The sequence below is a fragment of the Exiguobacterium sp. UBA3491 genome, from assembly GCF_002377745.1.
Classification (GTDB): domain Bacteria; phylum Bacillota; class Bacilli; order Exiguobacteriales; family Exiguobacteriaceae; genus Exiguobacterium_A.
The window spans coordinates 281,683-307,806 of the sequence record NZ_DFQK01000012.1; the positions used below are offsets into that span (position 1 = coordinate 281,683).

Consider the following 26,124-nt stretch of genomic DNA (forward strand, 5'->3'; position numbering starts at 1 on the left):
AAAATCATCATTGAACGCGCACTTCAGGAAATCGAAGACGGGATGTACGTCAATCTCGGGATCGGGATTCCGACATTGATCGCCAATGCGATTCCGGACGATGTGCATGTCATGCTGCAATCCGAAAACGGACTGCTTGGCATCGGCCCCTATCCACTTGATCATGAAGTTGATGCGGACGAGATCAATGCCGGCAAAGAAACGGTCACGGCACAATCCGGAGCATCTTACTTCGACAGTGCCGAATCGTTCGCGATGATTCGCGGCGGGCACATCGACCTCGCAATCCTCGGCGGGATGGAAGTCGATCAGAACGGTGACCTCGCGAATTGGATGATTCCGGGCAAGATGGTCAAAGGCATGGGCGGAGCGATGGACCTCGTCAATGGAGCGAAACGCGTCGTCATCATCATGGAGCATGTCAACAAACACGGCGAATCGAAAGTCAAACAGGCGTGTACCTTGCCGTTGACAGGACGCGCCGTCGTCAATCGTCTGATCACGGACCGGGCCGTCTTTGATTTCACGCCGGACGGGATGGTCTTGATCGAGACGCTGAATGGTCAAACGGTCGAAGATGTCAAACAAGTCACGGAAGCACGATTCACGGTCAGTCCGGAACTCGAGCGCGTGACGGTAGGGGAGTGAAGCAGATGGTTCAAGGAGATATCGTACTCGTCACAGGTGCAGGAAGCGGAATCGGTTTAGAAATCTCAAAGGCTTTCGCTGCGGCAGGAGCGAAGGTCATCGTAACGGACGTCCGCGCGGAAGCAGCAGAGGAAGCTGCGGCAGCTATTCGCGGAGCTGGTCATGAAGCGGTCGGGATGACGCTCAACGTCACCGATGAAGCACAGGTCGAAGCCGTCTTGAAGCAGACGGTCGAACAGTTTGGTCGACTTGACGTCTTAATCAATAACGCGGGTCTTCAACACGTCTCACCAATTGAAGCGTTTCCGACAGAGAAGTTCGAATTGATGATCAAGATCATGTTGACGGCGCCGTTCATCGCTATCAAACATGCCTTTCCAATCATGAAGGAACAAGGTTACGGACGGATTCTCAACATGGCATCGATCAATGGATTAATAGGCTTTGCTGGGAAGGCGGCGTATAACTCGGCGAAACATGGGTTGCTTGGTCTAACGAAGGTCGCAGCCCTTGAAGGAGCGGAACACGGAATCACCGTCAACGCGATTTGCCCGGGGTACGTCGATACACCACTCGTCCGCAATCAGATGGAAGACTTAGCGAAGACCCGTCACGTCGAGCTTGAGAAGGTACTCGAGGAAGTCATCTATCCGCTCGTTCCACAAAAACGGTTGCTCGCCGTCGAGGAAATCGCGGATTATGCATTGTTCCTCGCGAGCCGCAAAGCAAAAGGCATCACGGGACAAGCGAACGTACTCGATGGAGGATATACGATTCAATAAGGAGATGGAGCAGATGAGTGAAGCAGTCGTCATCGTCAGTGCGACGCGCACGGCGATCGGGAATTTCAATGGAAGTTTGAAGGACGTCAAAGCAACGGAACTCGGTGCGACAGTCATCCGCGCAGCACTCGAAAAAGCAGGTGTCGCTGGGAATCACGTCGACGAAGTCTTTTTCGGTAACGTCCTCTCAGCAGGACTTGGTCAAAATCCAGCACGGCAAGCGGCACTCGCTGCCGGATTACCGGAGACATGTCCCGCGATGACCGTCAACAAGGTCTGCGGATCCGGTCTCTCAGCCGTCCATCTCGCGTATCAGGCGATCAAGTCGGGCGAAGCCGATGTCATCGTTGCCGGTGGGATGGAGAACATGAGCCAAGCGCCGTATGTCCTATCGGGCGCACGGTCTGGCCTGAAGATGGGGGACCAACCGCTCGTCGATACGATCATCCAGGATGGACTTGAGTGTGCGTTTAATGACTATCACATGGGAATCACGGCAGAAAATTTGGCAGACGCCTACGAACTTTCCCGCGAAGCGCAGGATCAGTTCGCTGCGACGAGTCAGCAAAAAGCGCAGACGGCATTGGCGGAAGAACGGTTCGTCTCGGAAATCACGCCAGTGTTAATTCCACAACGAAAAGGCGACCCGATCCGTTTTGATCAAGATGAGTTTCCGCGTGCCGGAACATCTGTCGAAACACTCAGTCGTTTGCGACCGGCATTCAAGAAGGACGGAACGGTCACGGCAGGCAATGCATCTGGCATCAATGACGGGGCTGCGGCACTCGTCATCATGTCCGCGTCAAAGGCACAAGAACTCAGCGTGACACCACTCGTTGAGATCGTCGCGAATGGAACGTCCGGTGTCGATCCGAGCATCATGGGAATCGGTCCCGTCCAAGCGGTCCAAAAGGCACTCGATAAAGCGAGACTGACGCTTGAGGAGATCGATGTCATCGAAGCGAACGAAGCATTCGCGGCACAATCTCTCGCGGTCGATGCGGAGCTACAGTTCCCGCATGAGAAGCTCAACCGCAACGGCGGTGCAATCGCGCTCGGTCATCCAATCGGTGCGAGTGGGGCGCGGATTCTCGTTACGTTGATCCATGAACTCGAGCGAACGGGTGAGACGCATGGTCTTGCGACGTTATGCGTCGGGGGCGGTCAAGGGGTAGCGACGATCGTCAAAAAATACGAAGGTTAACAATAAAGCATGAGACAAAGGAGATGTTTGCTCCCGTTGTCTCGTGCTTTATTGTTTTTAGCGAATCGTTAAAATGTCTTTGTAACTGCTTTTTTCAAGAATTTGCACAGATGACATCCGTGACCACTCCTTCAAGGAGACCTCGGGATGTTGTTTCACGAAGTCGGAGACAATCATATAGCCGAGTCTGTATTGGACGGACGCTGGAATATCTTTTTTATAATTTCCAAGGATCAAATCATCCGTCGTCAATCGCTCCGCATTCAGCTCCGAAATCACATGCTCTAAGGTGTGATTTAACAATGGGATGATTGATTCCGATGACTCCATTGGATAGAGCTTGTGGGCAAAAAATTCTGCCTCCCCTTCAAAGATGATATGATCAAGCACCGTCGTGCGGCTTGGTTCATTGAGAGCAATAGTATGATGGTACTCATGCGCTGTCGTATTGCGTAATGATGTTTCCGAAAAATCCTTCAAGAAGAACAGAGTCATCGAATTGTTTCCTTGAGCGACACCGCTGACACCACCATAACGTTTGGCACCATCGTGAGTATTTGGTGTCGTCGGGGAGACGAAGACGACGAGCTTCTCATCCCGTGGAAGTTGTTTCATCGAAGTCAGGAGACTGGACTTGATCTGTTTCATGATGCGCTGATGATGCTTTTTTAGATATGTATTCATCTGTCTTAAGTCTTCGATGTTCTCAGATGGATGCTCTAGAAGTGAAGAATCAAAATTAGCTTGAAGCTGTTCTTTTTTGATGATCTTATTTTTAGCTCCCAATACATATTTTTTAAATAGTTCCTCATTGTCCTTTGGATGTTTCGAAACCGCTTGAATGTAATCGTCATACGCCTTATACAAAGGAACGATTTGAATCTTTTGTTTCTCATGCGTAAACGTAATGTTATACGTCTTTGGTTTTTCGGCAGCGGGAGAACAACTGGCAAGTAAAAGGGTGGCGCTAAGAAGATAAATCGATTTCATGAAAATACCTCCTGTTTAATTATCCATATATTTACTTTCTCTAAAGAATATCATTTTCCTACTACGTCAAATGAACTTATGAATCCGGTTTCATGCTTCGACGCACAGCAGTAACAAAATCCATAGACCGAAGTTCCGCCAAACTTTCTGCGTAATTTTCAGAATATTCTCCGGATAAACTCCTAGCACGAGGTCTCAAACGTATGGTATTCTTTCGAACGAAGTACTTTATCTGCTTAGGGAGCGGATGAAGTCGGAAATCATCAGTGGGGGTTTATTATGTCTAAAACTGTTCCAACATCATTTATCATCGTCATCGGCATGATGCTCTTCGCCTTGTTCTTCGGGGCAGGAAATCTCATCTTTCCGCCGATGCTCGGACAGCTCGCAGGGGAGCATGTCTGGGTTGCCAATGCCGGATTCCTTGTCACCGGTGTCGGTCTACCGTTGCTTGCGATTCTTGCATTCGCGTTTTCAGGGGAACGCGATCTACAAGCGATGGCGTCACGTGTTCATCCTGCTTTCGGAATCGGGTTCTCGGTCATCCTCTATCTTGCGATCGGACCATTCTTCGCGATTCCACGTGCCGGAACGGTCTCGTATGAGATCGGAATCAAGCCGTTCTTCAGTGAATCGACGAGCCATTTGCCGTTACTGATCTTCACGATTTTGTTTTACACGATTGCTTGTCTATTGTCCTTAAACCCAACAAAGATCGTCGATGTCGTCGGGAAGGTACTGACTCCGATTAAAATCACGTTCATCGGTCTGTTGATTGTCGTTGCCGTCTTGCATCCAATCGGAAGTTTTCAGAATCCTTTGAAGACATATCAGACGAATGCCTTCTTTAACGGTTTCCAAGAAGGATATATGACACTCGATGCGCTCGGTGCCTTCGTCTTCGGTATCATCATCATCGCAGCGATCAAGGAAAAAGGTGTCACTTCGAAGCGGCAGTTGCTACTGATTTGTACGAAAGCCTCGTTGATTGCCGCAGCCTTGCTTGCAATCACATACTCGGCGCTTGCCTTCATGGGTGCTTCGAGTGTCTCGGAAATCGGACAACTGGCGAACGGAGCAGAGATCTTGTCGGCTGTGTCGGATCATTACTTCGGTGAGTATGGGGCGATTTTGCTTGGTCTGATGATCACAGTCGCTTGTATGACGACGAGTGTCGGCTTGATCACGGCGTGTGCCGCGTTTTTCTCGGCACTCGTGCCAAAAATCTCGTACGTCAAATGGACGATTGGTCTATCAGTCTTCAGCGCACTCGTCGCGAACATCGGTCTGAATCAATTGCTTGCCGTCTCAAAACCAGTCTTGATGACGCTTTATCCACTCGCGATCTGTCTGATCTTCTTAACGTTCGTGCATCCACTCTTTAAAGGGAAGCCAGCCGTTTATCAAGGGGCGCTGTGGATGACATTCGTTGTCAGCTTGTTTGATGGATTAAAGACAGCAGGGATTAACGTCTCAGCCGTCACGAAAGTGTTCGACGCGGTATTACCGTTTACTTCCGTCAGTCTCGGATGGGTCGTTCCAGCCATCATCGGTGGGGTGATCGGGGCAATCGTTGGTAAGAAAACAGCACAGACACAATCATCGTCACGTGTGGCTTAAGTTGTCATGTATAAAGGAAAGCGGATTTTTGATCGTATGATCAAAGTCCGCTTTTTTTGTTCACTCGATTGTGGGTTTAAGCATAAGCGGAAACGGCAATTCCTCTACTGTATATCATTGACCATCGTGTCCCTTACAGAAAGGATGTTGAAACATGTCAGAACGTGTCTTCATTAGTCCCTCGAAGTATGTCCAAGGAAAGGATGTCATTGACCGGCTCGGTACATATGTGAGCCCGTTCGGTGAAAAAGCGCTCGTCATTGCGGACGATGTCGTCTGGAAAATCGTAAAGGAACGTGTCGAGCAGTCGCTGTCCGGCGAAAACGTCAGCATCGAGAAGGCAGACTTTAGTGGTGAAGCCTCACGGCATGAAGTAAAACGAATCGCTGAGCAAGCAAAAGCAGCGGATGTTCGTTTCGTCATGGGAGTTGGGGGTGGAAAGACGCTCGACACAGCAAAAGCCGTCTCGGATGAGCTGAACGTGTCCGTCGTCATCGTACCGACCCTTGCTTCGACCGATGCACCGACGAGTGCTCTGTCCGTCATCTATTCCGACGAAGGGATTTTCGAAAGCTATCGTTTCTATAAGAAGAATCCCGATCTTGTTCTCGTCGATACAAAACTGATTGCCCAAGCGCCAGCGCGTTTCTTCGCGTCCGGAATTGCCGATGCTCTCGCGACATGGGTCGAAGTTCGAAGTGTCGTCGCCTTTGGTGGACAGACGATGGCGGGAGGACGACCGACAATTGCGGCACAAGCGATTGCCAAACGTTGTGAGGAAGTCTTGTTCGAGCACGGGCGTCTGGCGTACGAATCCGTTCAGGCACAAGTCGTCACACCAGCACTCGAAGCCGTCGTCGAAGCGAATACCCTGTTAAGTGGGCTCGGCTTTGAAAGTGGGGGACTAGCAGCGGCGCATGCGATTCATAATGGCTTTACGGCACTTGACGGTGAGATTCACCACCTGACGCATGGAGAAAAGGTCGCCTTTGGTACACTTGTCCAGTTGGCGCTCGAAGAACATCCACAAGAAGAAATCGAGCGCTATATCGCGCTTTACACGGATCTTGGTTTACCGGTGACACTCGAGGACGTCAAGCTAAAGGATGCGTCACGTGAAGATATCGTCAAAGTCGGAGAGGCAGCGACCGCTGAAGGTGAGACGATCCACAGCGGATTCAACGTCACGGCGGACGAAGTCGCTGATGCGATCATCGCTGCCGATCGCTATTCAAAAGCGTATCAAGCAAAGCGAAAACAATAAGAAAAAATAACCCTTGCCGAGACGGCGAGGGTTATTGTCATTTTACAGATAATCGAGTGGATTGACACTGCTACCAGCAGAAGTTGCGCTGTAGACGTACGATCCTTTATGGAGTTCAAAATGTAAATGTGTTCCGAAAGCGTTACCTGTCTCGCCAACTGTTCCGATCTTTTGACCTTGCGTGACGGTTTGACCGACCGAGACCGAGCGGCTGTTCATATGTGCATACAGACTGATGAACGGCGATCCGTTGATCGTATGTGAAACCATGACATAGTTGCCGTACGCGCCTTTGAGCTGAGACGTAATGACCTTACCGCTAGCTGTCGCATAGACCGGAGTACCTTTTGCTGCACCATAATCGATACCGTTATGGAATGTGTAACCATAAGCACCACTAGAAGGTCCATAACCTTGCGTGATCGGACCGCTCGTTGGCGTCGCGAAGTTCTTTGATGTCGACGTTGACGCTTTTGATGCGCCACTGCTATTCGTCAGTGTCAAGACAGCGTATTTCGAGACATAGTCCGCATGGACGAATCGTTTATCTCCACCGTATAAGAACTTGATCCAATCGCCTGTACGACCGAGGTAGCGGAACGTTTCGCCCTTATCAACACTTCCGACGACTGTACTGCTCGTCGAACTGCTGCTACGAACACGAAGGTTGTCGACATTGACTTTAATCTTATAGATACGTGTTACTGAATATTTTTTAACATATGTAGAAGAAACATAGACTTTTTTTGAACCGTACAGAATTTTCGTCCAGTTGCCTGTCCGTCCGAGATACTTATATGTATCACCTTTTTCAAAGCTCGTGATCGTACCGTATGATGTCGAAGGACCCGTTCGAGCACGCAAACCGTCCTCCATGACTTTCACCTTATAGAACGTCGTTGCTGCATCCGCACGTGGGATGGCAAACGAAGCAAAACTTGCCACAGCGATGGCTGTCGCTGAAACACCTTTCCAAAAACCATGCATGATTCATTCCTCCTGAATATGTAATTTGTGTGACTAAACCGTTATGTAAATTTCATAGATGAGTATAACATTTACGAAAATGTTTAAATGTTACATTCACATTTCGATATTATTTCAATAAATTATATTTAAAGACATTAATTTTGTTTGTTTTCCATTTATCCATAAATTCCTTTGACAAGATTGGATGAAATTGGATATGATGAAATGTCCATTAAAAATAAGAAAGGTACCCCGGTTGAGGTACCTTAAATGCTTATAAAAAGGCGAGTGGATTGACGCTGTTTGCTGCAGAAGTACCGCTATAGACATAGTTACCGCGATGGATTTCGAAGTGAAGATGAGCACCTGTCGAGTTTCCTGTACTGCCGACTGCACCGATCGTTGCGCCTTTCGGGATCGTTTGACCGACGAAGACAGAGCGTTTGCTTAAGTGAGCGTATACCGTTGTGTACGAAATACCGTGCACTTTATGTTTGACCATGACATGGTTTCCATATGCTCCTTGGTAAGACGATGTGACAACTTTACCTGCCGCTGCTGCACGAACGGGCGTTCCGATTGGTGCACCAAAGTCGACGCCGTTATGGAATGTGTAGCCGAAGATGCCGCTCGTTTTTCCATAACCTTGTGTTACTGGACCGCTTGTCGGACGCGAGAAGCCATTTGATGAAGTCGAGAATGAGGCTTTCTTCGCTGTATGACCAGAAACGCGATATTTTTTCACATAACCTGAGTAGACGTAACGCTTATGTCCTTTATGAAGAATTTTTGTCCAGTTTCCGCGATGCCCCAAGTATTTGAAAGTCTGTCCCGAATTGACGCCGTCGACGATCCGGTATTTAAGAGATGGGCCAGTACGAACGCGAAGTCCGTCTGCTTTGATTTTTACTTTGTACGTAGATTTCGTAGCTGCGTCAACCTTACCTGTACCCGTAGCTGCAAAACCTGAAACAACGAGCGCGCTCATTGCAAGTGTCGTGATTGTTCTTTTCATGAATGTTCCTCCTTGATGTAAATCGAAATCTTGTCGGAAATGACATGTATATAGAATGTGTGTGGTGTAAAGTGTGGTGAATTGAAGTAGATGATGCTGTCGTCATTTGACTAACGAGAGTATAGCATTGAAAAGTCAGACGTTTGTATTTCAATTCGATTGCTTAAATATATTATAATAACAAATGTTGTAATATTGAATACATATTCAATCTCAGAATCCCTTAAAATCAAGATGAATCCGTGTTACAACGAGATGAATTTGATGACAAAACGCAATCGTGGGAAATGATGAGAAAGTATGGGAGTCTAATAAAAAGAGAGAAGGTAATGAGAGGCNNGGAGTCTAATAAAAAGAGAGTAGGTAATGAGATGGATTTGACGTTTGCAGTAAATCAAAAAAAGCTTAACATTCGCGCAGTGGCGCTGTTGATTCAAGATGAACATCTCTTGATTCATCGGCAAGGAGAAGATGATTTTTGGTCATTACCGGGAGGACGGGTACAATTTGGTGAAAGTGGTGCCAAAGCGATTGAACGTGAATTATTAGAAGAATTAGGACAGTCAATCGAGCCACCGGTCTTCCGTTTCCTGCATGAAAATTTCTTTAATTACGCAGACCATCAGTTTCATGAACTGGGGATGTTTTATGAAGTAACATGTCGAGAACCACTACCACTTTCAACGGAAGACTTTTACGGTCCTGAAGGTGAAGAATTGACGTACCGGTTCGTTCCGTTCGATAAACTGGATCAATATACATTGTATCCAAGCGAATTATCAAAAATGCTTCAAACCAATGTATTTCCAACGCTATTGACGAATGACATCTGACTTTTTCAGAAAAACGTTTATAGATGTATCGCAAGGGAATGGTTAATCAGGTAGTTCATTCCACAATGATAAGGGAGCTGATCGTTCATGAGAGAAGAGCAGTTCGAAGCGATGCATCAAGAAGCACGAGGGCAGACGCAGGAACAACAACCCGGTGTCGAGTACGCCATGAAACCGGAACCGATCTACGATGATCCGGATTATGTCGGTTCAGGAAAACTGACGGGAAAGGTTGCACTGATCACAGGTGGAGACAGTGGAATCGGTCGAGCCGTTGCTGTCGCTTATGCGAAAGAAGGGGCAAACGTCGCAATCGTATACCTAAATGAGGGAAAAGACGCAGAAAAGACGAAATCGTTGATTGAAGGCTACGGGGTCAAAGCCTTAAAAATCGCGAAAGATGTCAGTCAACCGGAAAATGCGCAAGCGATCATCGATACCGTCATTGCAGAATTCGGTCAATTGAACATTCTCGTTAACAATGCCGGAAAACAATTCCCGCAAGATGATTTCCTTGCGATCACACCAGATCAATTGAAGGAAACATTCGAGACGAATGTCTTTTCGATGTTCTATTTGATTCAGGCTGCGCTTCCACATTTGCATAAAGAAGATGCAATCATCAATACATCATCGGTGACAGCGTATCGTGGAGCACCGTCGCTGATCGACTACTCAGCGACGAAAGGCGCTATTACGACATTGACGCGCTCGCTTGCTTCAAGCTTGATCGAGAAAGGAATTCGCGTTAATGCCGTCGCACCGGGACCGATTTGGACGCCTCTCATTCCAGCGACGTTCTCGAAGGAGAAAGTCGAGTCGCATGGGGAAGACACGTTAATGAAGCGTCGGGGACAACCGTCAGAAAATGCACCGGCTTATGTCTATTTGGCTTCTCGTGATTCGAGTTACATCACGGGTCAGACGATTCATATCAACGGCGGCGATTACATCACGTCTTAAGGGGGAAAACATGATGAAGAAAAATCCGAATGAAGTGCCTGAACGTGAACCGGATCATCAACCGGACGAAGTTCCGCAAGCACCACCGAGCGAGGTACCAGATACACCACAGGAAGATCCTGTCCGTCAACCGGAACCGGATACGTTCCCGGAACCAACTGAGATTCCCGATACACCGCAGGAAGATCCAAATCCCTATTAATAAGCTGACCGTAGTCACCATCCAAGAATCGGATGGTGACTTTTTTGTGATGAAGAAGACAAACCAGCTTGACAGACAAACTGTATGATGAGTATGATACAGAAGAGAAGTGTATTAATGTTTTAATACATTGCACAGGAAAGGGAGGTCTACCGATGCAGTTCGACCAAAGAAGTCCGGTGTACCTGCAGGTCGTCCGTTGGTTCAAACAACGAATCGCGACCGAGGAATTGCAAAGCGGGCAAGAGATCCCGTCCCGCCGCGAAATCGCCGCACAGCTCGGAATCAATCCGAATACCGCACAAAAAGCATACAAAGAGATGGAGGAGCAGCAATTGATTACGACAGAACGGAATGTCCCGAGTAAGATTACACGCGATCCACAAGTCGTCCAAAAAGTACGTGCTGAGATGCTTGAAGAAGCAGTCTCTGAATTCATCGATGCCGTCAAGGCGATTCAAATTCCACTTGATGAGGTCGTCTCGAAAGTTGAGACCGTCTATCAGGAAACGGAACGGAGGAAGGTCGATGCTTGAAGTCCATGGCTTACAAAAGAAGTACGGAAAAAAACCAGTCCTTCAAGGCGTCTCGTTTTCCGTTCCAATGGATCAATTGACATGTCTGATCGGTTTGAACGGTGAGGGGAAATCGACGATCCTGAAGGCAATCGCAGGTCTTGTTCCAGTCAACGCAGGAACGGTTCTCGTCGATGGCGAGATCAACCGAAATAAGATCGCCTTCGTTCCAGATATTCAGACGATGCCCGGCTACATGACGGTCGGTGATGCGCTGACATATATGGCGGATTATTATTCCGATTGGAACCAGGAGACTGCGAATGAATTGATGCGAATTTTCCAGCTACTTTCAACAGATAAGATTACCGATTTATCAAAAGGAAACCAGGCGAAGGTCAGCTTAATTCTTGGATTTGCTCTCGATCGTCCGTACTTATTACTCGACGAACCGTTCGCCGGAATTGATTTGTTTACGAAAGAACAGATTGCAGGATTATTCTCAAGCCACTTCATGGAAGGGCGCGGTATCCTGATGACGACACACGAAATTCAGGAAATCGAGCATTTGATCGACCGGGTCGTCTTCTTACAGGACGGTCGAATCATCGATGAACATGAGACAGAAGAGATGCGAGAACTGTACGGGAAGTCGGTTCAGGACCGGATGCGGGAGGTCTATCAGCGATGAAACAATACATACAATTGACGAATGAAGAGATTAAGCGGAGTTTTAAGCTTTATATGATCGTCGTGCTTGCAATGGTAGCAATTGAGCTGGTGTCGGTCGTTGCGCAAGTGATGCTTCATGAGCAAAATATCAAGAATTTCATGGAAAATAATCGTGCAACATTATCAGAGGCACTTCAACAAATCGGAAAGCTAGATTATGCAGATACGACATCTTTTTTCGTATTTATGACTTTGATAGGAATTGTATTCGTTGTGATTTACGCATTTCAAATTTGGTATCGTGATTGGCTTGGGGAAACAAAATACATCTATCGACTATTAATGCTTCCAGGGCGAAGATATAGCATTTTCTTTTCAAAATTAACTGCTGTATTTCTGGTCATGATTAGCTTTATTGGTTTGCAATGGTGTTTTCTTAAGGCTGGATCTTATTTATTTGATTGGTCAATCCAAGCGGAGTATCAAAAAAGTTCTAATACGAATATATTCAGTAGTTCATTGGAAGAATTTTATACGACGAATTTAACTAATATGATTTTTATCATCCTTATTTCTACAATGATTGTCTGCTTAATCTTTTTGCTCGTTTTGTTGGAGCGGTCACATCGAAAAGTAAAAGGATTGATTCGAGTCGCGATTGAAACGACAATTTTTGTATCGTATGCGTTCGTCTGTATTTATTTTTTGGATCAAACACATTTATTACTAAGTTCAGAAAAAGACGCTTTATTCATCGGATTTGTCTTTGTCTACATGATTTATGCTTGTTGGAGAAGTTTGCGACTTCTGAAATGGAAAATCTCGGTCTAAGGGGGATAATATGCGGTCATATAAATATTTCATTGGTTTTATACTAATCAGTGTCGTATCACTAGCTTTTTATGTAGGATACGTCTTAAATTTAGAAAAACCTGAATTAGTAGTTGAAACAAAGAGCGGTAGCCCGAAGCAAAGCACTCTTCAAAATCTACAAATCAACTTAATCGATGTAGTGCGTCAACCAACAGACTTCTCAGTCTCGATTAAAGATGGACAAGTCTCTGAATCAAAATCATCTTATCTAAATAATATGTATCTCGACCGTGTTTATATAAATGATGAAGCACCACGGTCATTTAAACAGTTCATGCAAGAGGAAACGTATACTCTCATGCAAGATTCCGTAACTTACGGATTAAAAGGTCGAGAAGACGGTAGTTGGGAGTTGCAATACTGGGATCTTAAAACTAAAAAATTGACTACAAAACAATTGAGCACTCCCTCAGAAGTTAATAATAAAAAGTACGCCTACTCACCCTTTCAACGAACAGAAGATCTACTTTATGTGGAGCGCTATTCGATGGATGAGCAGACCATAAGAAGCTTTATTTATGTCATTGACTTAAAAAATAATCGCGTACGCAAACAACAACTACCAATCAAATTAAAGAAGAATGAATACATTGAGTCGTTCTATAAAGGACAACTATTTTTTTCTCAAACATATTTTCCTAAGAATAACCCCGATACTGAACAGCAGCGTCTGCTTATGACAGACGGAAAAAAGACGAAACGATTAAAACAACTGGAAGGAGAAGATTTTAACACTCGAATTTTAAATGAAGGCAAATTAATCGTGACGATAAATGAAAATGATGAGACACAGTTAAGCTGGAATACGTTCGATATGGAGTCGGAAAAATATACAGTACATCAAGTTCCACTTCCTGATCGTAAAAAATTCCCGGATGGAGGTGGATTCCCGGTCTCTATTTTGGAAAATGGACGCATTTATTTTTCTTATCAGCTAAAAAATGATGATTACAGAGTATTGGTTTTCAATCCGACATCAGCAAATATTGAATATGAAGGAAACATTACGAATAAAAATCCAAAGATTAAGTTATCACTAAGTGATATGCGATTGAAGTAAGTTATAGAAATTTCATTCAATCACTTGAAACCTCCCGTTTTCTTCCAACGTATAAAGACTATACAAGGGGGGAACTCACATGCAATTCTTGATTTTTGTTGTCTTCGCAGGTGCTCTGTATTGGTTCTACTACAGCTTCTTACTGGGGTACCGTAAGAAAAACATCACGCTGACGTTTGACGATCGGTTTTATTCACTCGACGAACATGTCGCAGCCATCGAACAAAAGCTTGCAATGGATGGACGTTCAGCGCGTTATCTCGGTGACCATCGCTTTGAAGTCGATGGCAAACCTTATCTGTTCCTCGAGCGGACAGTCCCAGTCGGCGGGGTTCCGACACAGCAGACGATTCTCGAGCAACAAAAAAAATAACTCTCCCGCGTTTGGGAGAGTTTTTGCGTTAGACCGGAATCCGGTCGAGGGGATGTGGTTGTTGCGACGCACGATACCAGCGCATGATCCAGTGATCGATATCGATTTGATACGCAAAGCGGCCTGCAGCAAGTAAGACGATTGAGGTTGCTAAGAACAACGGGTTTAACGCAATCGTTCCAGCAAGTAAGTAATTGAGATTCATGATGCTTCCGACGACCAGTGCAGGAACCGTCAACAGACTGAGGATCAACAAGATCCCGATGACGAGTTCTGCGAACGGAATCAAGACGTTGATCAGCCCGACGTTTGGTAAGGCAAGTTGCTCGATCCACGTCGCGTACCACGAACTGACGAGTGCGTCTTCGCCTATCGCTTTCGTTAGCGCCCCTTCAAGAAACGGTTTTGCATCAAAGCCATTGATGTACTTGCCGATTCCGGCGATGAACCACTGAATTCCGAGCCAGAGCCGGATGATCGTCAATAAACTGATGCCGATGATGTGTAATGCTTTCACTTTCAGACACTCCTCTACTACAACATAGTCCCCATCATACTGAAAAATCATCAGTAAGATGGGGACTATCATCATAACGTCATCGAACCGTCATCGACCTGTTACAAAAAAGGATAAGGTAGCCGTTCATGACCGCTGATCGAGACGATGACTGATTGCAGTTAATAAAGCAGCGACAAGCGCAACCAGTCCACCGACGAGTGCCGTGTTCATCATCGGACCGTTCGCATAGACGATGCCACCGAGTGCCGAACCAAAAGCAATACCGACGTTACTCGCAACCGGCATCAAGGAAGCGGCGAGTCCTTTTGCTTCCGGATTGAACTTTTCAGCAAGGTCGATCAAGTAGATCTGTGTCGAAGTCGTTAGTAAAATCGACATCAACGACATCAAGGCGATGTTGAACAGACCAAGCGGAAGGGATACTGTCGTGAAGTATAATGCAGCAAGGACGATTGCTTGCACGACGAAGACGAACCGTAAGCGACCCATCGGATTTTTGCTTGCAATCTTGCCGGCAAGGATGTTACTGAAGATCGAGACGACACCATAAGCGAGCAGGATCGGACTAATCCATGTCTTCGCGATGCCGAGTTCCGTTTGCAGGATCGGCACGAGGTACGTGTAGACGACGTAAGTTGCTCCGAAGCCGAACGACGGAATGAAGAAGGCAATCAGGATCCGTGGATTAGCGAGCAATCCAAGCTGCTCCTTGATTGAACCGGAGCCCGTCGATTGCTGGACGGGAACGATCTTCCACACAGCGAGGAACGCAATCATTCCCATGACTGTCGTCAGCCAAAACGTGGCTGCGAAGCCAGCGTGTTGACCGATGAACGTACCGATCGGAACACCGAGGACGTTCGCGAGTGTAAAACCACCAAAAATGAACGAAACGGCGACACCGCGCTTCGCGACAGGTACGCCATCGCTTGCGACGACCATTGCGAGCGAGATCAAGACACCGGTCAGGATGGCAGTCAGGATGCGGGTTGCGAGCAATACTTCGTAACTTGAAGCAAAACTACTGGCAAGGTTCAGTAAGACCCAAGCGAGTAACAGACGTAGGATCAGGCGACGCCGTTCCAGGTGACCGGTCAGCGACATGACAATCGGTGTACCAATTGCAAAGGAGATGGCAAATGCCGAGACGAGCGTACCGGCTGTTGCGATCGTGATATCAAGGGCTGAGGAGATTTCAGCGAGGATCCCGACGATGACGAATTCGCTTGTTCCGAGAACGAACGTCAGGAGAGACAACGTGGCGATCAACAGCCAATCGCGTCGACTTAAACGAGTAGTAGGTGACATGGATGATTCCTCAATTCTGGCGCTTGCGCGCGAAACTATGAGTAACAGGATAGCATGAAACGATTTCGTCGGGTATCGCAAAGCGAGAATTCGGGAAAAGAACCATTATTCGAAATAGCGTGTGAATTTCCAGGCTTGCTATTTTTTGCGTATACTACAGTAGAAGACTACTGACAAAGGAGTGGAAACGATGCAAGCGACAGTGACATGGAACAAACAGATGGGGTTTAGTGGACAGACGGAATCAGGGCATCATCTTGCGATGGATGCAGCACCGGAGAACGGTGGCGAAAATCAAGCACCACGACCGACTGAACTGCTGCTACATGCCGTTGCCGGCTGTACTGGAATCGATATCGTCTCGATTTTAGAGAAGATGCGCTTGACGATTACTCATTTCGAAATGGATATCGAAGGGGAACGGGCAGAGGATCATCCGCGGCGCTTTACGTCGATCTCGATTCATTACCGGCTTGAAGGTGATCTCCCGGAAGATAAGGTCCGTCGCGCCATCTCGTTATCAAAAGATAAATATTGTTCGGTCTCGCAATCCTTGAACGCAGAGATTTCCGTCTATTATTCCATCAATGGTGTCCGGAGCGAGGATCCTTTGTGAAGAAAGTAGCACTGATCGGTTGCCTGTTGCTTGCAGGGTGTGCGCAGGAGACGACGGAACCAACGAAACCAACGAAACCATCACAACCAGCAACGAAGCAACCGACGGAGGCGAAGAAATCAAAGCCTGAGCCGACAAAGGAAGAACAGCAACAAGCACGATTAAAGCAGCAACTTGAAGCGATGTCGACGTCAGAAAAGATTGATCAATTGCTCTATATCGGAGTTGCCGGAACGGAACTTTCAGCAGCTGACCGGAAATTGTTGCAGACGCATGCGATCGGTGGGGTCTTACTGCTTGGTGGGAATATTACGTCAGAAGATCAACTCTTGACGTTCACGCGTGCCATTCAAGAAACGAACCAAAAACCGTATGTTTTCGTCGGGGTTGATGAAGAGGGCGGACGGGTCAGCCGGGTACCGGATCAACGATTACGTCTCCCGACGAGTCAACGGATGGCGCAAGGTGCAGATGCTGCAAAAATGGAAGATGTCGGACGTACGCTCGGTCACCTGTCACGATTTTATGGATTCAACATGGACTTCGCACCGGTCCTTGACGTCAATAGCAATCCGAACAATCCAATCATCGGCGACCGTGCGTTAAGTGCTGATCCGAAGACCGTCGCGACTCTCGGTACGGCCCTGATGCATGGGATGCAAGAGACGGGAACGATTCCGGTCGTCAAACATTTTCCCGGTCACGGCAATACGAGTCTCGATTCCCATGTCGGTTTGCCGAGAGTGACAGCATCAAAGGAAGAACTGAAGCGAACGGAACTGTTACCGTTCCAAGAAGCGATTCAAGAGGGCGCCGAGATGGTGATGGTCGCCCATATTCTCTATCCCGCATATGACGATCAAAATCCATCTTCGCTCTCGAAGCCGATCTTGACTGACCTCTTGCGTCAACAACTCGGATTCAAGGGTGTCATCATCACGGATGACCTTGTCATGGGGGCGATCACGAAACGATATGGTCTTGCGGAAGCGGCACGCCAGGCACTTGTCAATGGAGCAGATATGGCGATGTTTTCGGAAGCAGGTGCCTATCCGAAGGTCCACACCGAAGTGATGCAAGCCGTTAAAGACAAAACGCTGACGCCTGCGATGCTCGATGCTAAAGTAATGCGCATCCTGAAGCTAAAGCAGACGTATGCCGACAGCCAAGAGCAACAGCGACCGACGAAATCGGAGCTTGTTCAGCAAGTGGAAGCGCTCAACTAGGACTAGCGAAGCAAAGCGACTCATGCTAGACTAATGGGGCAAGCCAATTAAACACGAAAAGACACTAGGGGAGTCTCGCAGCAGACTGAGACGGAAGTATCCGGACCCTTTGAACCTGATCTAGTTCGTACTAGCGGAGGGAAGTGGCTCGAAACCTTAGATATCCTTAGCGCTTCAACGCATTTTCGGACCACTCCCTTCAACATCGGGAGTGGTCCTTTTTCGTATGGAAAGGAAGAACATGATGCGTTTACATCTGATTTCGACGGGATCCATCAATCCACGCGATGGAGTGGAAACCTTTCAATCGCTTCAACCATATACGGATCAGCTTCATCTGCGAGAATCGAATTTGTCGGCAGCAGAATTGCTAGAACTGATTGACGCGCTCCTTGCGAAAGGGTATTCGTCTGATCAATTAACCATTCATGACCGGGTCGACGTCGCCCATGTCGCTGGTATCGGTGTGCAGTTGACGCGACGATCCTTATGTGTCCGCGATGTTCGGCGACACTTTCCGGATCTCATCATCGGGAAATCCGTCCACTCTCTGGCAGAAGCACTTGCAGCGGAAGCGGAAGGAGCCGACCGACTGCTGTACGGTCATATTTATCCGACAGCGTCGAAACCAAACGTGCCACCGCGAGGGATCGACGCCTTGAAGCAAGTTGTCACCTTCACGACGAAACCAGTCATCGCAATCGGCGGGATCACTCCTGATCGCATTCCTGAAATCGCAGCGACCGGTGCAAGCGGAATCGCCGTCTTATCCGGTATTCTCGGTCAAGCGGACCCGCATGCTGCCATTCAGCGTTATCAGGGGGTACGGGTATGACGGATCACATCATCATCGGTGGTGGAGTCATCGGTTTGACGCTTGCTTACAGTCTCGCTTGTCAGAACGAATCCGTTCTTATCCTTGATCGCGGAACATGCGGACAAGGGACGAGTCGGGCGGCTGCCGGAATGCTTGCGACGGACATCGAGCTGAGAGAAGAATTGCATACGCTTGCCGCGCGAAGTCGCCGTCTGTATCCGTTACTTGCGCGACGCCTCACGCGCGAGACCGGGATCGATTGTGGCTACCGGGAACAACCATTTTTATTGAAACAAAATGGGCAAGAATACTTATTTCCATCGGTCGGTCAAATCGATCCGCGACGACTAACGACTGCATTGATGCATGTCTTACGAAATCGTGGGGTACCAATCGAAGAACAGGTGGACGTCACGCGAATCGAGGAGAGTAATGATTTCATTAGGGTTGAGTCGAACACGGGAACGTGGACGGGACGAACGGTGACGGTGGCTGCCGGACGCGGGTCCCAAGCCTTGCTCGATACAGCTGGCATTTCGATTGCGACATATGGGGTCAAAGGGGAGTGTCTGGCAGTCCGTCTCGCAGGTCAGCCGTTACGCTCGATCCTGTTTGATGACGCCGTCTACCTCGTACCGAAAGCGGACGGACGGATATTGATCGGTGCGACCGAACTACCGCACGACGAGACGATCGGTGTTAGTGTCGCAGGAGTCACGTCACTGCTTCAAGCAGCAGAGCGTCTCTATCCACCGATCCGTAATGCTGTCATCGAAGAAGTCTGGTCAGGCGTACGACCACAAACAGAGTCCGGCTTGCCATATATCGGAGTCGCCGATTCATCCCGGCGGATCTTTATAGCGACGGGGCATCATCGGCATGGCATATTACTCGCACCGGCGACAGCGGAAGTTTTGGCAAACACATTACGGTTGATCCTAAAGGAGGAAGTCCGATGAATATTACGATTAACGGCAACGACCACACCATTGAACAGATTGAGACGATTGAGGATATGCTCACGCAACTTGGCTTAGGGGAAAAACTCGTCATCGTCGAACAGAACCGACAGATCATCGACCGCGGAGCTTACGATCAAACGGTCGTTCGGAACAATGACACATTCGAAATCGTTCATTTCGTAGGAGGAGGATAAAGATGTTGAAAATTGGAGAAAAGACATTCGAATCACGGTTATTACTTGGAACGGGGAAATATACGGATGCTACGGTACAGCAGGAGGCCATCGATGCGTCCGCTTCACAAATCTTGACGTTCGCTGTCCGGCGGCTCGATCTCTTCGACAAACAACAATCGAATTTCTTGGAGTCGCTTGATTTAACGAAGTACGATTTACTACCGAACACGGCTGGTGCGAAGACAGCGGAAGAAGCTGTCCGGCTAGCAAAGCTTGCGCGGGCATCCGGTATGTGCGACATGGTCAAGGTTGAAGTGATTGGGTGCGATAAGACATTACTACCTGACCCAATCGAGACGTTACGGGCTTCTGAAGAGTTACTCAAAGATGGGTTCATCGTCTTACCGTATACATCGGACGACGTCGTCCTTGCACGACGACTCGAGGAACTCGGCTGTCATGCCATCATGCCGGCTGCTTCACCGATCGGGTCTGGGCAAGGCATCCTCAATCCGCTCCACCTAAAATTCATCATCGAGCAGACGTCGGTCCCAGTCATCGTCGACGCTGGAATCGGTTCTCCAACTGACGTCGCCTATGCAATGGAACTGGGAGCGGATGGTGTCTTATTGAACTCCGCTGTCGCCCATGCCCAAGATCCGGTCAAGATGGCGCACGCGATGCGACTAGCTGTCGAAGCAGGGCGCTTCGGCTACGAAGCGGGAAGAATCGAGAAGAAACAGTATGCAGTCGCGAGTAGTCCAACGAGTGGATTGATTCGATGACACGTTATTCACGTCAAACTCGATTTCAACCGATTGGAGAAGCAGGACAAGCACGCTTCGCAACAGCAAAGGTACTGATCATCGGGATGGGGGCACTCGGAACAGCATCGGCAGAACAACTCGTTCGCGCTGGTGTCGGCGTCGTCCGAATCGTCGACCGCGATTATGTCGAGTGGAGTAATCTACAACGGCAACAACTCTATACGGAGGATGATGCACGGCACAGCGTACCGAAGGCGATTGCTGCAAAAGCGCGACTTGAAGCGATTAATTCGACGGTGACGATCGAAGCACATGTATTAGATGTCGACCGGGCAGCGCTGACGTGGCTTCTCGATGATATTGATCTCATCATCGATGCGACGGATCATTTCGATATTCGTTTACTGATGAACGATATGGCATTGTTGCGCTCGATTCCGTGGATTTACGGTGGCTGCATCGGCAGTTACGGGATTACTTTCACTGTTCGCCCGGGAGAGACGCCATGTCTGCAGTGTCTGCTCGATCAATTACCACGTGATCAGGAGACGTGTGATACGGCGGGAATCATCGGTCCAGCTGTTCAGATGGTCGCCTCTCTACAAGTGACGGAGGCGCTGAAGTGGTTGAGCGGGAAGACGGACGCGCTGCGGACACGTCTGCTTGCCTTTGACGTGTGGTCAAATACATTCCAACAAATCAACGTCCAGTCACTGAAGCAAACAGAGTGCCCCTCGTGCGGCATCGAACCGTCTTATCCTTATTTATCGAATCAAACGGTGCGTTTCACGGCACTGTGCGGTCGCGATGCTGTTCAAATCCGTGGAGACGGGCAGCGGGATCTCGAACAATTAAAACAACGCCTCCAGCCGGTTGCGTCGATTTCCGCCCATAATCCATACTTGCTGGCGTTTACGACGGATGAGCATCGAATGGTCGCCTTTCGAGATGGTCGTGTCTTGATTCATGGCGAGGCGGATCTCGTTAAAGCAAAACGACTGTATCACGCCTATTTCGGATAAACGTTCATAAAACAGTAAAACTAATTTTAAAAATATATGTTTTAAATGTTTAAAAAACAGGTAAATAAGACTTCAGACATAAATCGGTCTACAGGTTTTGAACGTGAAGAGGAGTGATTCAGATGAAACAAGAATTCGATCCGATGAAGGATCAAGCACAGACGGAAGAAACACAGGCGGTTGTCCAGCAAGCCAACTGGAATCCGGACCGGTACCGGACGAACTTGAACCCATTCTATCTGTCACCTTGTAGTGTCGAACGTAGAGAAGATTTGCATCAGGATGCATCGAAGATTCTCGAAGTCGAGACGTCGTCGCCCCTCCAACAACTATTTGAACACAATCAAGCAACGCATACATCCGAACCAACGGGCAAAAAATTTAAGACAGGCATCGTCGTCGGTGTCGGTGCGATCATCGGCGGATCAGTTTCTGTGATTCGTTCCGTCCAACGTTTTAGAAAGCAACGGACGAAGTAATACGCTCGTTGTGAAAGCGCAAAAAGCAGGAGGCATTCGCCTCCTGCTTTTTGTGTTCCAAACGGATGTTCGTCGCAGAACGAACGCTCGCATGCTACACTTAAGCTACTATATTCAAAAAGTGAGTGTGATGAAAATGAAATGGATACATACTGCCGATTGGCATCTCGGTAAAATCGTTCATGGCGAGTCAATGCTCGGGAACCAACGGGCGGTCCTGAGCGAGTTTTTGACACTCGTCGATCGCGAACAACCGGATGCAATCGTCATTGCGGGTGACTTATACGACCGTGCCGTCCCGCCGACAGAAGCCGTTGAACTACTCGATGAGACGCTCGCTGCTCTGATTCTTGACCGGGACATACCGGTCATGGCGATCAGCGGAAATCATGATTCAGCCGAACGGTTAAGTTTCGGAACGACGTTACTCCAACGGGCGGGTCTACACCTTGTTGGAAAATTGACGCCGGTCATCAAGCCGGTCGCGATCAAGGGAGTATCATTTTACCCGGTGCCGTTCGCTGATCCTGCGACCGTCCGGTATGTGCACAATGATGAAACGATTAAGACGCATGATGACGCAATGCGGACGATCCTTGCCGGATGTGTCCCAGACGGACCGAGTGTTCTCGTCGGTCATGCCTTTGTCATCGGTGGACTCGAGACAGATTCGGAGCGGCAATTATCCGTCGGAACGGCAGGGCAAGTTAGTGCGAGCCAGTTTGCACCGTTTACCTATACAGCACTCGGTCATTTGCACAACCCGCTTGCAATTCAATCCGAGACGGTCCGATACAGCGGATCGCTCTTGAAATATTCGTTTTCAGAAGCACATCACGTCAAAGGCGTCGATGTGTTGAAGTTGAACGATACTGGTACGTTCGATCGTCGATTCGAACCGCTTGCACCAAAACGTGATTTGCGAGAACTGACTGGTAGTCTCGATGAATTGACGGATCCTGCGTTCGTTGCGACGCAAGTCACGGATGATTATTTAAAAATCAACCTGACGGACGGCGAAGCCTTGATGGATCCGATGGGCAAGCTGAAAAAAATCTATCCGAACATCCTGCACCTCGAGCGAATCGGATTCGTCCGCGAGAGTACGCGGGCGGTCAAAGCATCGCGTGAGCAGGTCAAGGATGCTTCTGTTGCGGATCTGTTCAGTGAATTTTATGAAGCAGTTCGTGAGAAGAAGCCGACGGAAGCGATGCGAGCCGTCTTGAAGGAGGAAGCGACATGCGCCCAGAACGACTGACATTACGCGCCTTTGGTCCGTTTGCTGGTGAAGAGACGATTGATTTCACGGCACTTGCTGGACGGACGATGTTCGTCATTTCCGGGAATACAGGGGCTGGGAAAACGACGATTTTTGATGCATTGACGTTCGCCCTGTATGGTGAGACGTCTGGCGGTGAGCGGGAAATGAGCGAGCTACGAAGTCATTTTGCCGTACCTGAACAAAAGACGGAAGTCGAACTGGAGTTTACGCTGAAAGGGGAACGGTATCGCATCATCCGGCAACCGAGTCAACCGCATCCGGTCAATAAAACCGGCTATTCGCATGAAGCAGAGTTCGCTCGGTTCGACGGCGTGGCGTGGAAACCACTAGCCATCAAGATTCCGGAAATCAAGCAGCACGTTCAAGAATTGATCCAGCTCGACCATAAACAGTTTTCACAAATTCTCCTGTTGCCGCAAAATAAGTTCCGGGAACTGTTGATGGCAGAGTCAAAAGATAAATTACAGATTCTCAAACAACTGTTCAAGACGGAACATTATGGTGAGTTCCAACAACGCTTGCACCGACAAGCGCTCGATCTTGCGGCACGCATCAAGGAAACGAAGACGAAACAATGGGCCAAGCTTGAGGAGCTACCCCTGCAAGCAAACTGGAGTGAATTAACGGAAGCGGACATCCGGTTACGAATGGAAGCGTTGACGACGGAACGGGATGAGTGGTTGACAGCGGCTCATGAAGCGGAGCAACAAACACGTACGATCGTCGAGAACAAAACGACACGGTTGCAACAGGGCGAACAACTCGAAGCAGCTTTCCAAGAGCAAGAGCAACTTCAACGGACGGAGCAGTTGTTGCTTGAACGATCATCAGACATGAAGCGGATGCAAGAAGAAGCAACGGCTGCCGAACGTGCTCAAATCGTCGCACCACTTTTTGATCAATGGCAACAAGATCAAGAACAGCTAACACGACTTAAACGGCAACAGCAGGAAACCGAACAGCACGTCACGCGCTTGACAGAGCGGCAGGGCACCGTTCAAGACAAAGTGAATCAACTACTGGCGGAAGAACCACAGATCGAACAACTGAGTCGTCGTCTTGAGAAAATTCAAGAAGAATGCGAACGGTTGGAAGCTGAGACCCTCTTACGGCAACAACAGCAACAACTGACAGAACGCTTAAAGCAACTTGATCCGGAACCGTTCCGGAAACAACTCGAACAAACGCGGACGGAGCGAAAGACCGTTCAGGAACAGCTACGACCATTGCAGAACGTCGGAGCCGAACGCTTACAGGCGCAAGAACGGCGCTTCATCCTGCAACAGTTGGCGACGAAGTTCGCAGAGTATGACAGGTTGGAAGCAGAGCGACAACAGTTGATCGTCCGCGGTACAAGCGTCCGGGATCAAAAAGAGGCGGCAGGGCGTGCGTATGAAGTAGCTCGTAAAAGTGAACGGGAACAACTGGCTGCTGAACTTGCTAAAGGATTGACGGACGGGCTGGCTTGTCCTGTCTGTGGCAGTACGTCGCATCCGCAACATGCTGTCGCCGTCGCACAGGAACTATCGGTCGATGTAGCACAACAGCGGTTCTTAGAAGCACAACAAGCGCATCAAGAGTTACAAGCCTCGTACCGGACGGTTGCAGAGCGTCTGCAACAACTGACGATCGAGATTCAAAAAACGAGTGAAAACGAGTCAACTCATGCGGAAGTTTTAGCACAGCTTCGGGAAGTCGAACAGACGGAAGTCCGATTAGCGTCAGCACAGACGGAAAAAGAACGTCTTGAAACATGTCTTCAACAACTCGAACAATCGCTAGAGCAACTACAGTTGAAGATTGATAGGGTGGTAAAAGACCAAACTGTCATCGAATCGGAATTGGCACACTTGACTGGTCGCCTGAGTCAATCTGGAGAATTCGTAAAATCGTTATCAGCACTTCGTGAAGAACAACAACAGGCAGAAACACGCATCGAGCAGTTCGAGCAAGATAAACAGCGCCAGTTACGTGAAAAGGAACAGCTCGATCGTGACTTGGCGGAACACCAAGGTCGATTCCGTCAATTGACTGAGGCATCTGCTGAACAAAGCGACCGATTAACGAAACGCGAAAAGGAATTACAAGCAGTCTTGGCAGAAGAAGCGTTTCCGACGATTGAAGCCTTCCGCGATGCGAGACGGTCACGAGAAGACATTCGCCTCCTCCATGAACGGCTGGAACAAGACCGCCTAGAGCGGCAGGAATTGAAGCTGAAACAGGAACAAGCTCGCTTGAAGACGGAAGGTCAAGTGCGCCCGGATCTTGAACTGTTGCGGATGGACTTGAAGACGGCGTCGCTCGAACTGACGGAACGGACCGATCGACGTGTCGGGCTCGAGAAGGAAAGGGCACATATTGATCAGTTGATAACGGCTTGGGAAAGCTTGCAACGCCAGATTGAGGACGAGGATGCGAGATACGGAGTCATCGGCGAACTCGCTCGCGTTGGTGTCGGCGAGAACGCACAACGAATGACATTCGAAACGTACGTTCAGACGGCTTACTTCGATGAAATATTGTTCGCCGCAAACCGACATCTGCATGAGATGACATCGGGTCGTTTTCAGCTCGAGCGAAAAACGGAGGCAGGAAAAGGACTCAAAAAATACGGACTTGATTTAAATGTCTTTGACGCTTACACGTCGCAAACACGTCACGTCAAGACGTTGTCCGGTGGTGAAAGCTTCAAGGCGTCCCTTGCACTTGCGCTTGGACTATCGGAAGTCGTGCAAGAAGCAAGTGGAGGAGTGTCGCTTGAAACGATGTTTATCGATGAAGGATTTGGAACACTTGATCCGGAATCGCTTGAACAAGCGATCGAGACGTTGCTTTCAATTCAAGCGAGCGGCCGTATGGTCGGAATCATCAGTCATGTGCAGGAGCTGAAGTCACGTGTTGATGCGAAAATCGAGGTCAAGCAAGGAAAAACGGGGTCGACGATAGCATTAGTCGTCGAGTAAGGA

28 protein-coding genes and 1 riboswitch are annotated in these 26,124 nt (G+C 48.5%); of the genes, 23 read left to right on the forward strand and 5 right to left on the reverse strand.

Annotated elements, in window-relative coordinates:
• From B4F99_RS04495 to B4F99_RS04505, 3 genes are all read left to right on the forward strand, one after another.
• The coding region (locus tag B4F99_RS04495) for a 3-oxoacid CoA-transferase subunit B (protein ID WP_414651131.1) at positions 1-648 on the forward strand (648 nt) is incomplete at its 5' end.
• A gap of 5 nt (positions 649-653) precedes the next feature.
• Positions 654-1,430 (forward strand): 3-hydroxybutyrate dehydrogenase, encoded by a 777-nt coding sequence (locus B4F99_RS04500; protein WP_290755584.1) that lies wholly within the window; start codon positions 654-656, stop codon positions 1,428-1,430.
• Positions 1,431-1,443: 13 nt separating this feature from the next.
• Complete coding sequence (locus B4F99_RS04505; protein WP_290755586.1) at positions 1,444-2,634, forward strand: acetyl-CoA C-acetyltransferase; 1,191 nt, start codon at positions 1,444-1,446, stop codon at positions 2,632-2,634.
• Positions 2,635-2,691: 57 nt separating this feature from the next.
• Here B4F99_RS04505 and B4F99_RS04510 read toward each other — a convergent pair whose 3' ends face one another.
• Positions 2,692-3,624, reverse strand: a complete 933-nt coding sequence (locus tag B4F99_RS04510) for a DUF2268 domain-containing protein (RefSeq protein ID WP_290755588.1) — start codon at positions 3,622-3,624, stop codon at positions 2,692-2,694.
• A 279-nt stretch (positions 3,625-3,903) separates the two neighbouring features.
• On the opposite strand from B4F99_RS04510, the gene brnQ reads away from it, so the two are divergent.
• Entirely contained in the window at positions 3,904-5,244 is a 1,341-nt protein-coding gene (gene brnQ / locus B4F99_RS04515; RefSeq protein ID WP_290755590.1) for a branched-chain amino acid transport system II carrier protein, read from the forward strand.
• Positions 5,245-5,398: 154 nt separating this feature from the next.
• Positions 5,399-6,508 (forward strand): glycerol dehydrogenase, encoded by a 1,110-nt coding sequence (locus B4F99_RS04520; protein WP_214855490.1) that lies wholly within the window; start codon positions 5,399-5,401, stop codon positions 6,506-6,508.
• A gap of 42 nt (positions 6,509-6,550) precedes the next feature.
• Here the strand turns inward: B4F99_RS04520 and B4F99_RS04525 are convergent, their stop codons facing one another.
• Both B4F99_RS04525 and B4F99_RS04530 read right to left on the reverse strand, forming a co-directional pair.
• Positions 6,551-7,495: a peptidoglycan DD-metalloendopeptidase family protein gene (locus B4F99_RS04525; RefSeq protein WP_035408580.1), complete on the reverse strand. Its 945-nt coding sequence runs from the start codon at positions 7,493-7,495 to the stop codon at positions 6,551-6,553.
• A gap of 256 nt (positions 7,496-7,751) precedes the next feature.
• Positions 7,752-8,492, reverse strand: a complete 741-nt coding sequence (locus B4F99_RS04530; RefSeq protein WP_290755592.1) for a peptidoglycan DD-metalloendopeptidase family protein — start codon at positions 8,490-8,492, stop codon at positions 7,752-7,754.
• Between the two features lie 371 nt (positions 8,493-8,863).
• Here B4F99_RS04530 and B4F99_RS04535 point away from each other — a divergent pair, with 371 nt between their 5' ends.
• The 8 genes from B4F99_RS04535 (at position 8,864) to B4F99_RS04570 (ending at position 13,983) form a co-directional block, all read left to right on the forward strand.
• A complete protein-coding gene (locus B4F99_RS04535; protein ID WP_214855495.1) occupies positions 8,864-9,325 on the forward strand; it encodes an NUDIX hydrolase in 462 nt (153 codons plus the stop codon).
• A gap of 87 nt (positions 9,326-9,412) precedes the next feature.
• Positions 9,413-10,288, forward strand: a complete 876-nt coding sequence (locus B4F99_RS04540) for an SDR family oxidoreductase (RefSeq protein ID WP_035408573.1) — start codon at positions 9,413-9,415, stop codon at positions 10,286-10,288.
• A 13-nt stretch (positions 10,289-10,301) separates the two neighbouring features.
• Complete coding sequence (locus B4F99_RS04545) at positions 10,302-10,490, forward strand: hypothetical protein (RefSeq protein ID WP_035408570.1); 189 nt, start codon at positions 10,302-10,304, stop codon at positions 10,488-10,490.
• Between the two features lie 155 nt (positions 10,491-10,645).
• Positions 10,646-11,026, forward strand: a complete 381-nt coding sequence (locus tag B4F99_RS04550) for a GntR family transcriptional regulator (protein WP_290755595.1) — start codon at positions 10,646-10,648, stop codon at positions 11,024-11,026.
• Entirely contained in the window at positions 11,019-11,696 is a 678-nt protein-coding gene (locus B4F99_RS04555) for an ABC transporter ATP-binding protein (protein ID WP_035408568.1), read from the forward strand. The genes B4F99_RS04550 and B4F99_RS04555 overlap by 8 nt, the downstream gene beginning before the upstream one ends.
• On the forward strand, positions 11,693-12,508 hold the full coding sequence (locus B4F99_RS04560; RefSeq protein WP_290755597.1) for a hypothetical protein: 816 nt from the start codon (positions 11,693-11,695) through the stop codon (positions 12,506-12,508). Before B4F99_RS04555 ends, B4F99_RS04560 begins: the two co-directional genes overlap by 4 nt.
• Before the next feature lie 10 nt (positions 12,509-12,518).
• Positions 12,519-13,610, forward strand: coding sequence for a hypothetical protein (locus tag B4F99_RS04565; protein WP_214855504.1), 1,092 nt, complete (start codon positions 12,519-12,521; stop codon positions 13,608-13,610).
• 79 nt (positions 13,611-13,689) lie between these two features.
• Positions 13,690-13,983, forward strand: coding sequence for a hypothetical protein (locus B4F99_RS04570; protein ID WP_290755600.1), 294 nt, complete (start codon positions 13,690-13,692; stop codon positions 13,981-13,983).
• 28 nt (positions 13,984-14,011) lie between these two features.
• Here B4F99_RS04570 and B4F99_RS04575 read toward each other — a convergent pair whose 3' ends face one another.
• Entirely contained in the window at positions 14,012-14,500 is a 489-nt protein-coding gene (locus B4F99_RS04575) for a DoxX family membrane protein (protein ID WP_290755602.1), read from the reverse strand.
• Between the two features lie 126 nt (positions 14,501-14,626).
• Positions 14,627-15,811 carry an MFS transporter gene (locus B4F99_RS04580; protein ID WP_290755604.1) on the reverse strand — a complete coding sequence of 395 codons (1,185 nt, stop codon included), beginning with the start codon at positions 15,809-15,811 and terminating at the stop codon, positions 14,627-14,629.
• A 190-nt stretch (positions 15,812-16,001) separates the two neighbouring features.
• On the opposite strand from B4F99_RS04580, the gene B4F99_RS04585 reads away from it, so the two are divergent.
• From B4F99_RS04585 to B4F99_RS04630, 10 genes are all read left to right on the forward strand, one after another.
• On the forward strand, positions 16,002-16,427 hold the full coding sequence (locus B4F99_RS04585; protein ID WP_023467853.1) for an OsmC family protein: 426 nt from the start codon (positions 16,002-16,004) through the stop codon (positions 16,425-16,427).
• A complete protein-coding gene (gene nagZ, locus B4F99_RS04590; protein WP_290755606.1) occupies positions 16,424-17,653 on the forward strand; it encodes a beta-N-acetylhexosaminidase in 1,230 nt (409 codons plus the stop codon). Before B4F99_RS04585 ends, nagZ begins: the two co-directional genes overlap by 4 nt.
• A gap of 56 nt (positions 17,654-17,709) precedes the next feature.
• Positions 17,710-17,812, forward strand: a riboswitch (TPP riboswitch).
• Between the two features lie 85 nt (positions 17,813-17,897).
• A complete protein-coding gene (locus tag B4F99_RS04595; protein WP_290755608.1) occupies positions 17,898-18,488 on the forward strand; it encodes a thiamine phosphate synthase in 591 nt (196 codons plus the stop codon).
• Positions 18,485-19,429 (forward strand): FAD-dependent oxidoreductase, encoded by a 945-nt coding sequence (locus B4F99_RS04600; protein ID WP_290755610.1) that lies wholly within the window; start codon positions 18,485-18,487, stop codon positions 19,427-19,429. Before B4F99_RS04595 ends, B4F99_RS04600 begins: the two co-directional genes overlap by 4 nt.
• Positions 19,426-19,626 carry a sulfur carrier protein ThiS gene (gene thiS / locus B4F99_RS04605; protein WP_056060674.1) on the forward strand — a complete coding sequence of 67 codons (201 nt, stop codon included), beginning with the start codon at positions 19,426-19,428 and terminating at the stop codon, positions 19,624-19,626. The genes B4F99_RS04600 and thiS overlap by 4 nt, the downstream gene beginning before the upstream one ends.
• Positions 19,627-19,628: 2 nt before the next feature.
• The gene (locus tag B4F99_RS04610) at positions 19,629-20,393 is read left to right on the forward strand and encodes a thiazole synthase (protein ID WP_214855518.1); all 765 of its coding nucleotides are present in this window, start codon (positions 19,629-19,631) and stop codon (positions 20,391-20,393) included.
• The gene (locus B4F99_RS04615) at positions 20,390-21,397 is read left to right on the forward strand and encodes a ThiF family adenylyltransferase (RefSeq protein WP_290755613.1); all 1,008 of its coding nucleotides are present in this window, start codon (positions 20,390-20,392) and stop codon (positions 21,395-21,397) included. The genes B4F99_RS04610 and B4F99_RS04615 overlap by 4 nt, the downstream gene beginning before the upstream one ends.
• A gap of 122 nt (positions 21,398-21,519) precedes the next feature.
• On the forward strand, positions 21,520-21,876 hold the full coding sequence (locus B4F99_RS04620; protein ID WP_290749475.1) for a hypothetical protein: 357 nt from the start codon (positions 21,520-21,522) through the stop codon (positions 21,874-21,876).
• A gap of 136 nt (positions 21,877-22,012) precedes the next feature.
• Entirely contained in the window at positions 22,013-23,134 is a 1,122-nt protein-coding gene (locus B4F99_RS04625) for an exonuclease SbcCD subunit D (RefSeq protein ID WP_290755615.1), read from the forward strand.
• Positions 23,116-26,121 (forward strand): AAA family ATPase, encoded by a 3,006-nt coding sequence (locus B4F99_RS04630; protein WP_290755617.1) that lies wholly within the window; start codon positions 23,116-23,118, stop codon positions 26,119-26,121. Before B4F99_RS04625 ends, B4F99_RS04630 begins: the two co-directional genes overlap by 19 nt.
• The last annotated feature ends 3 nt before the right edge of the window (positions 26,122-26,124 follow it).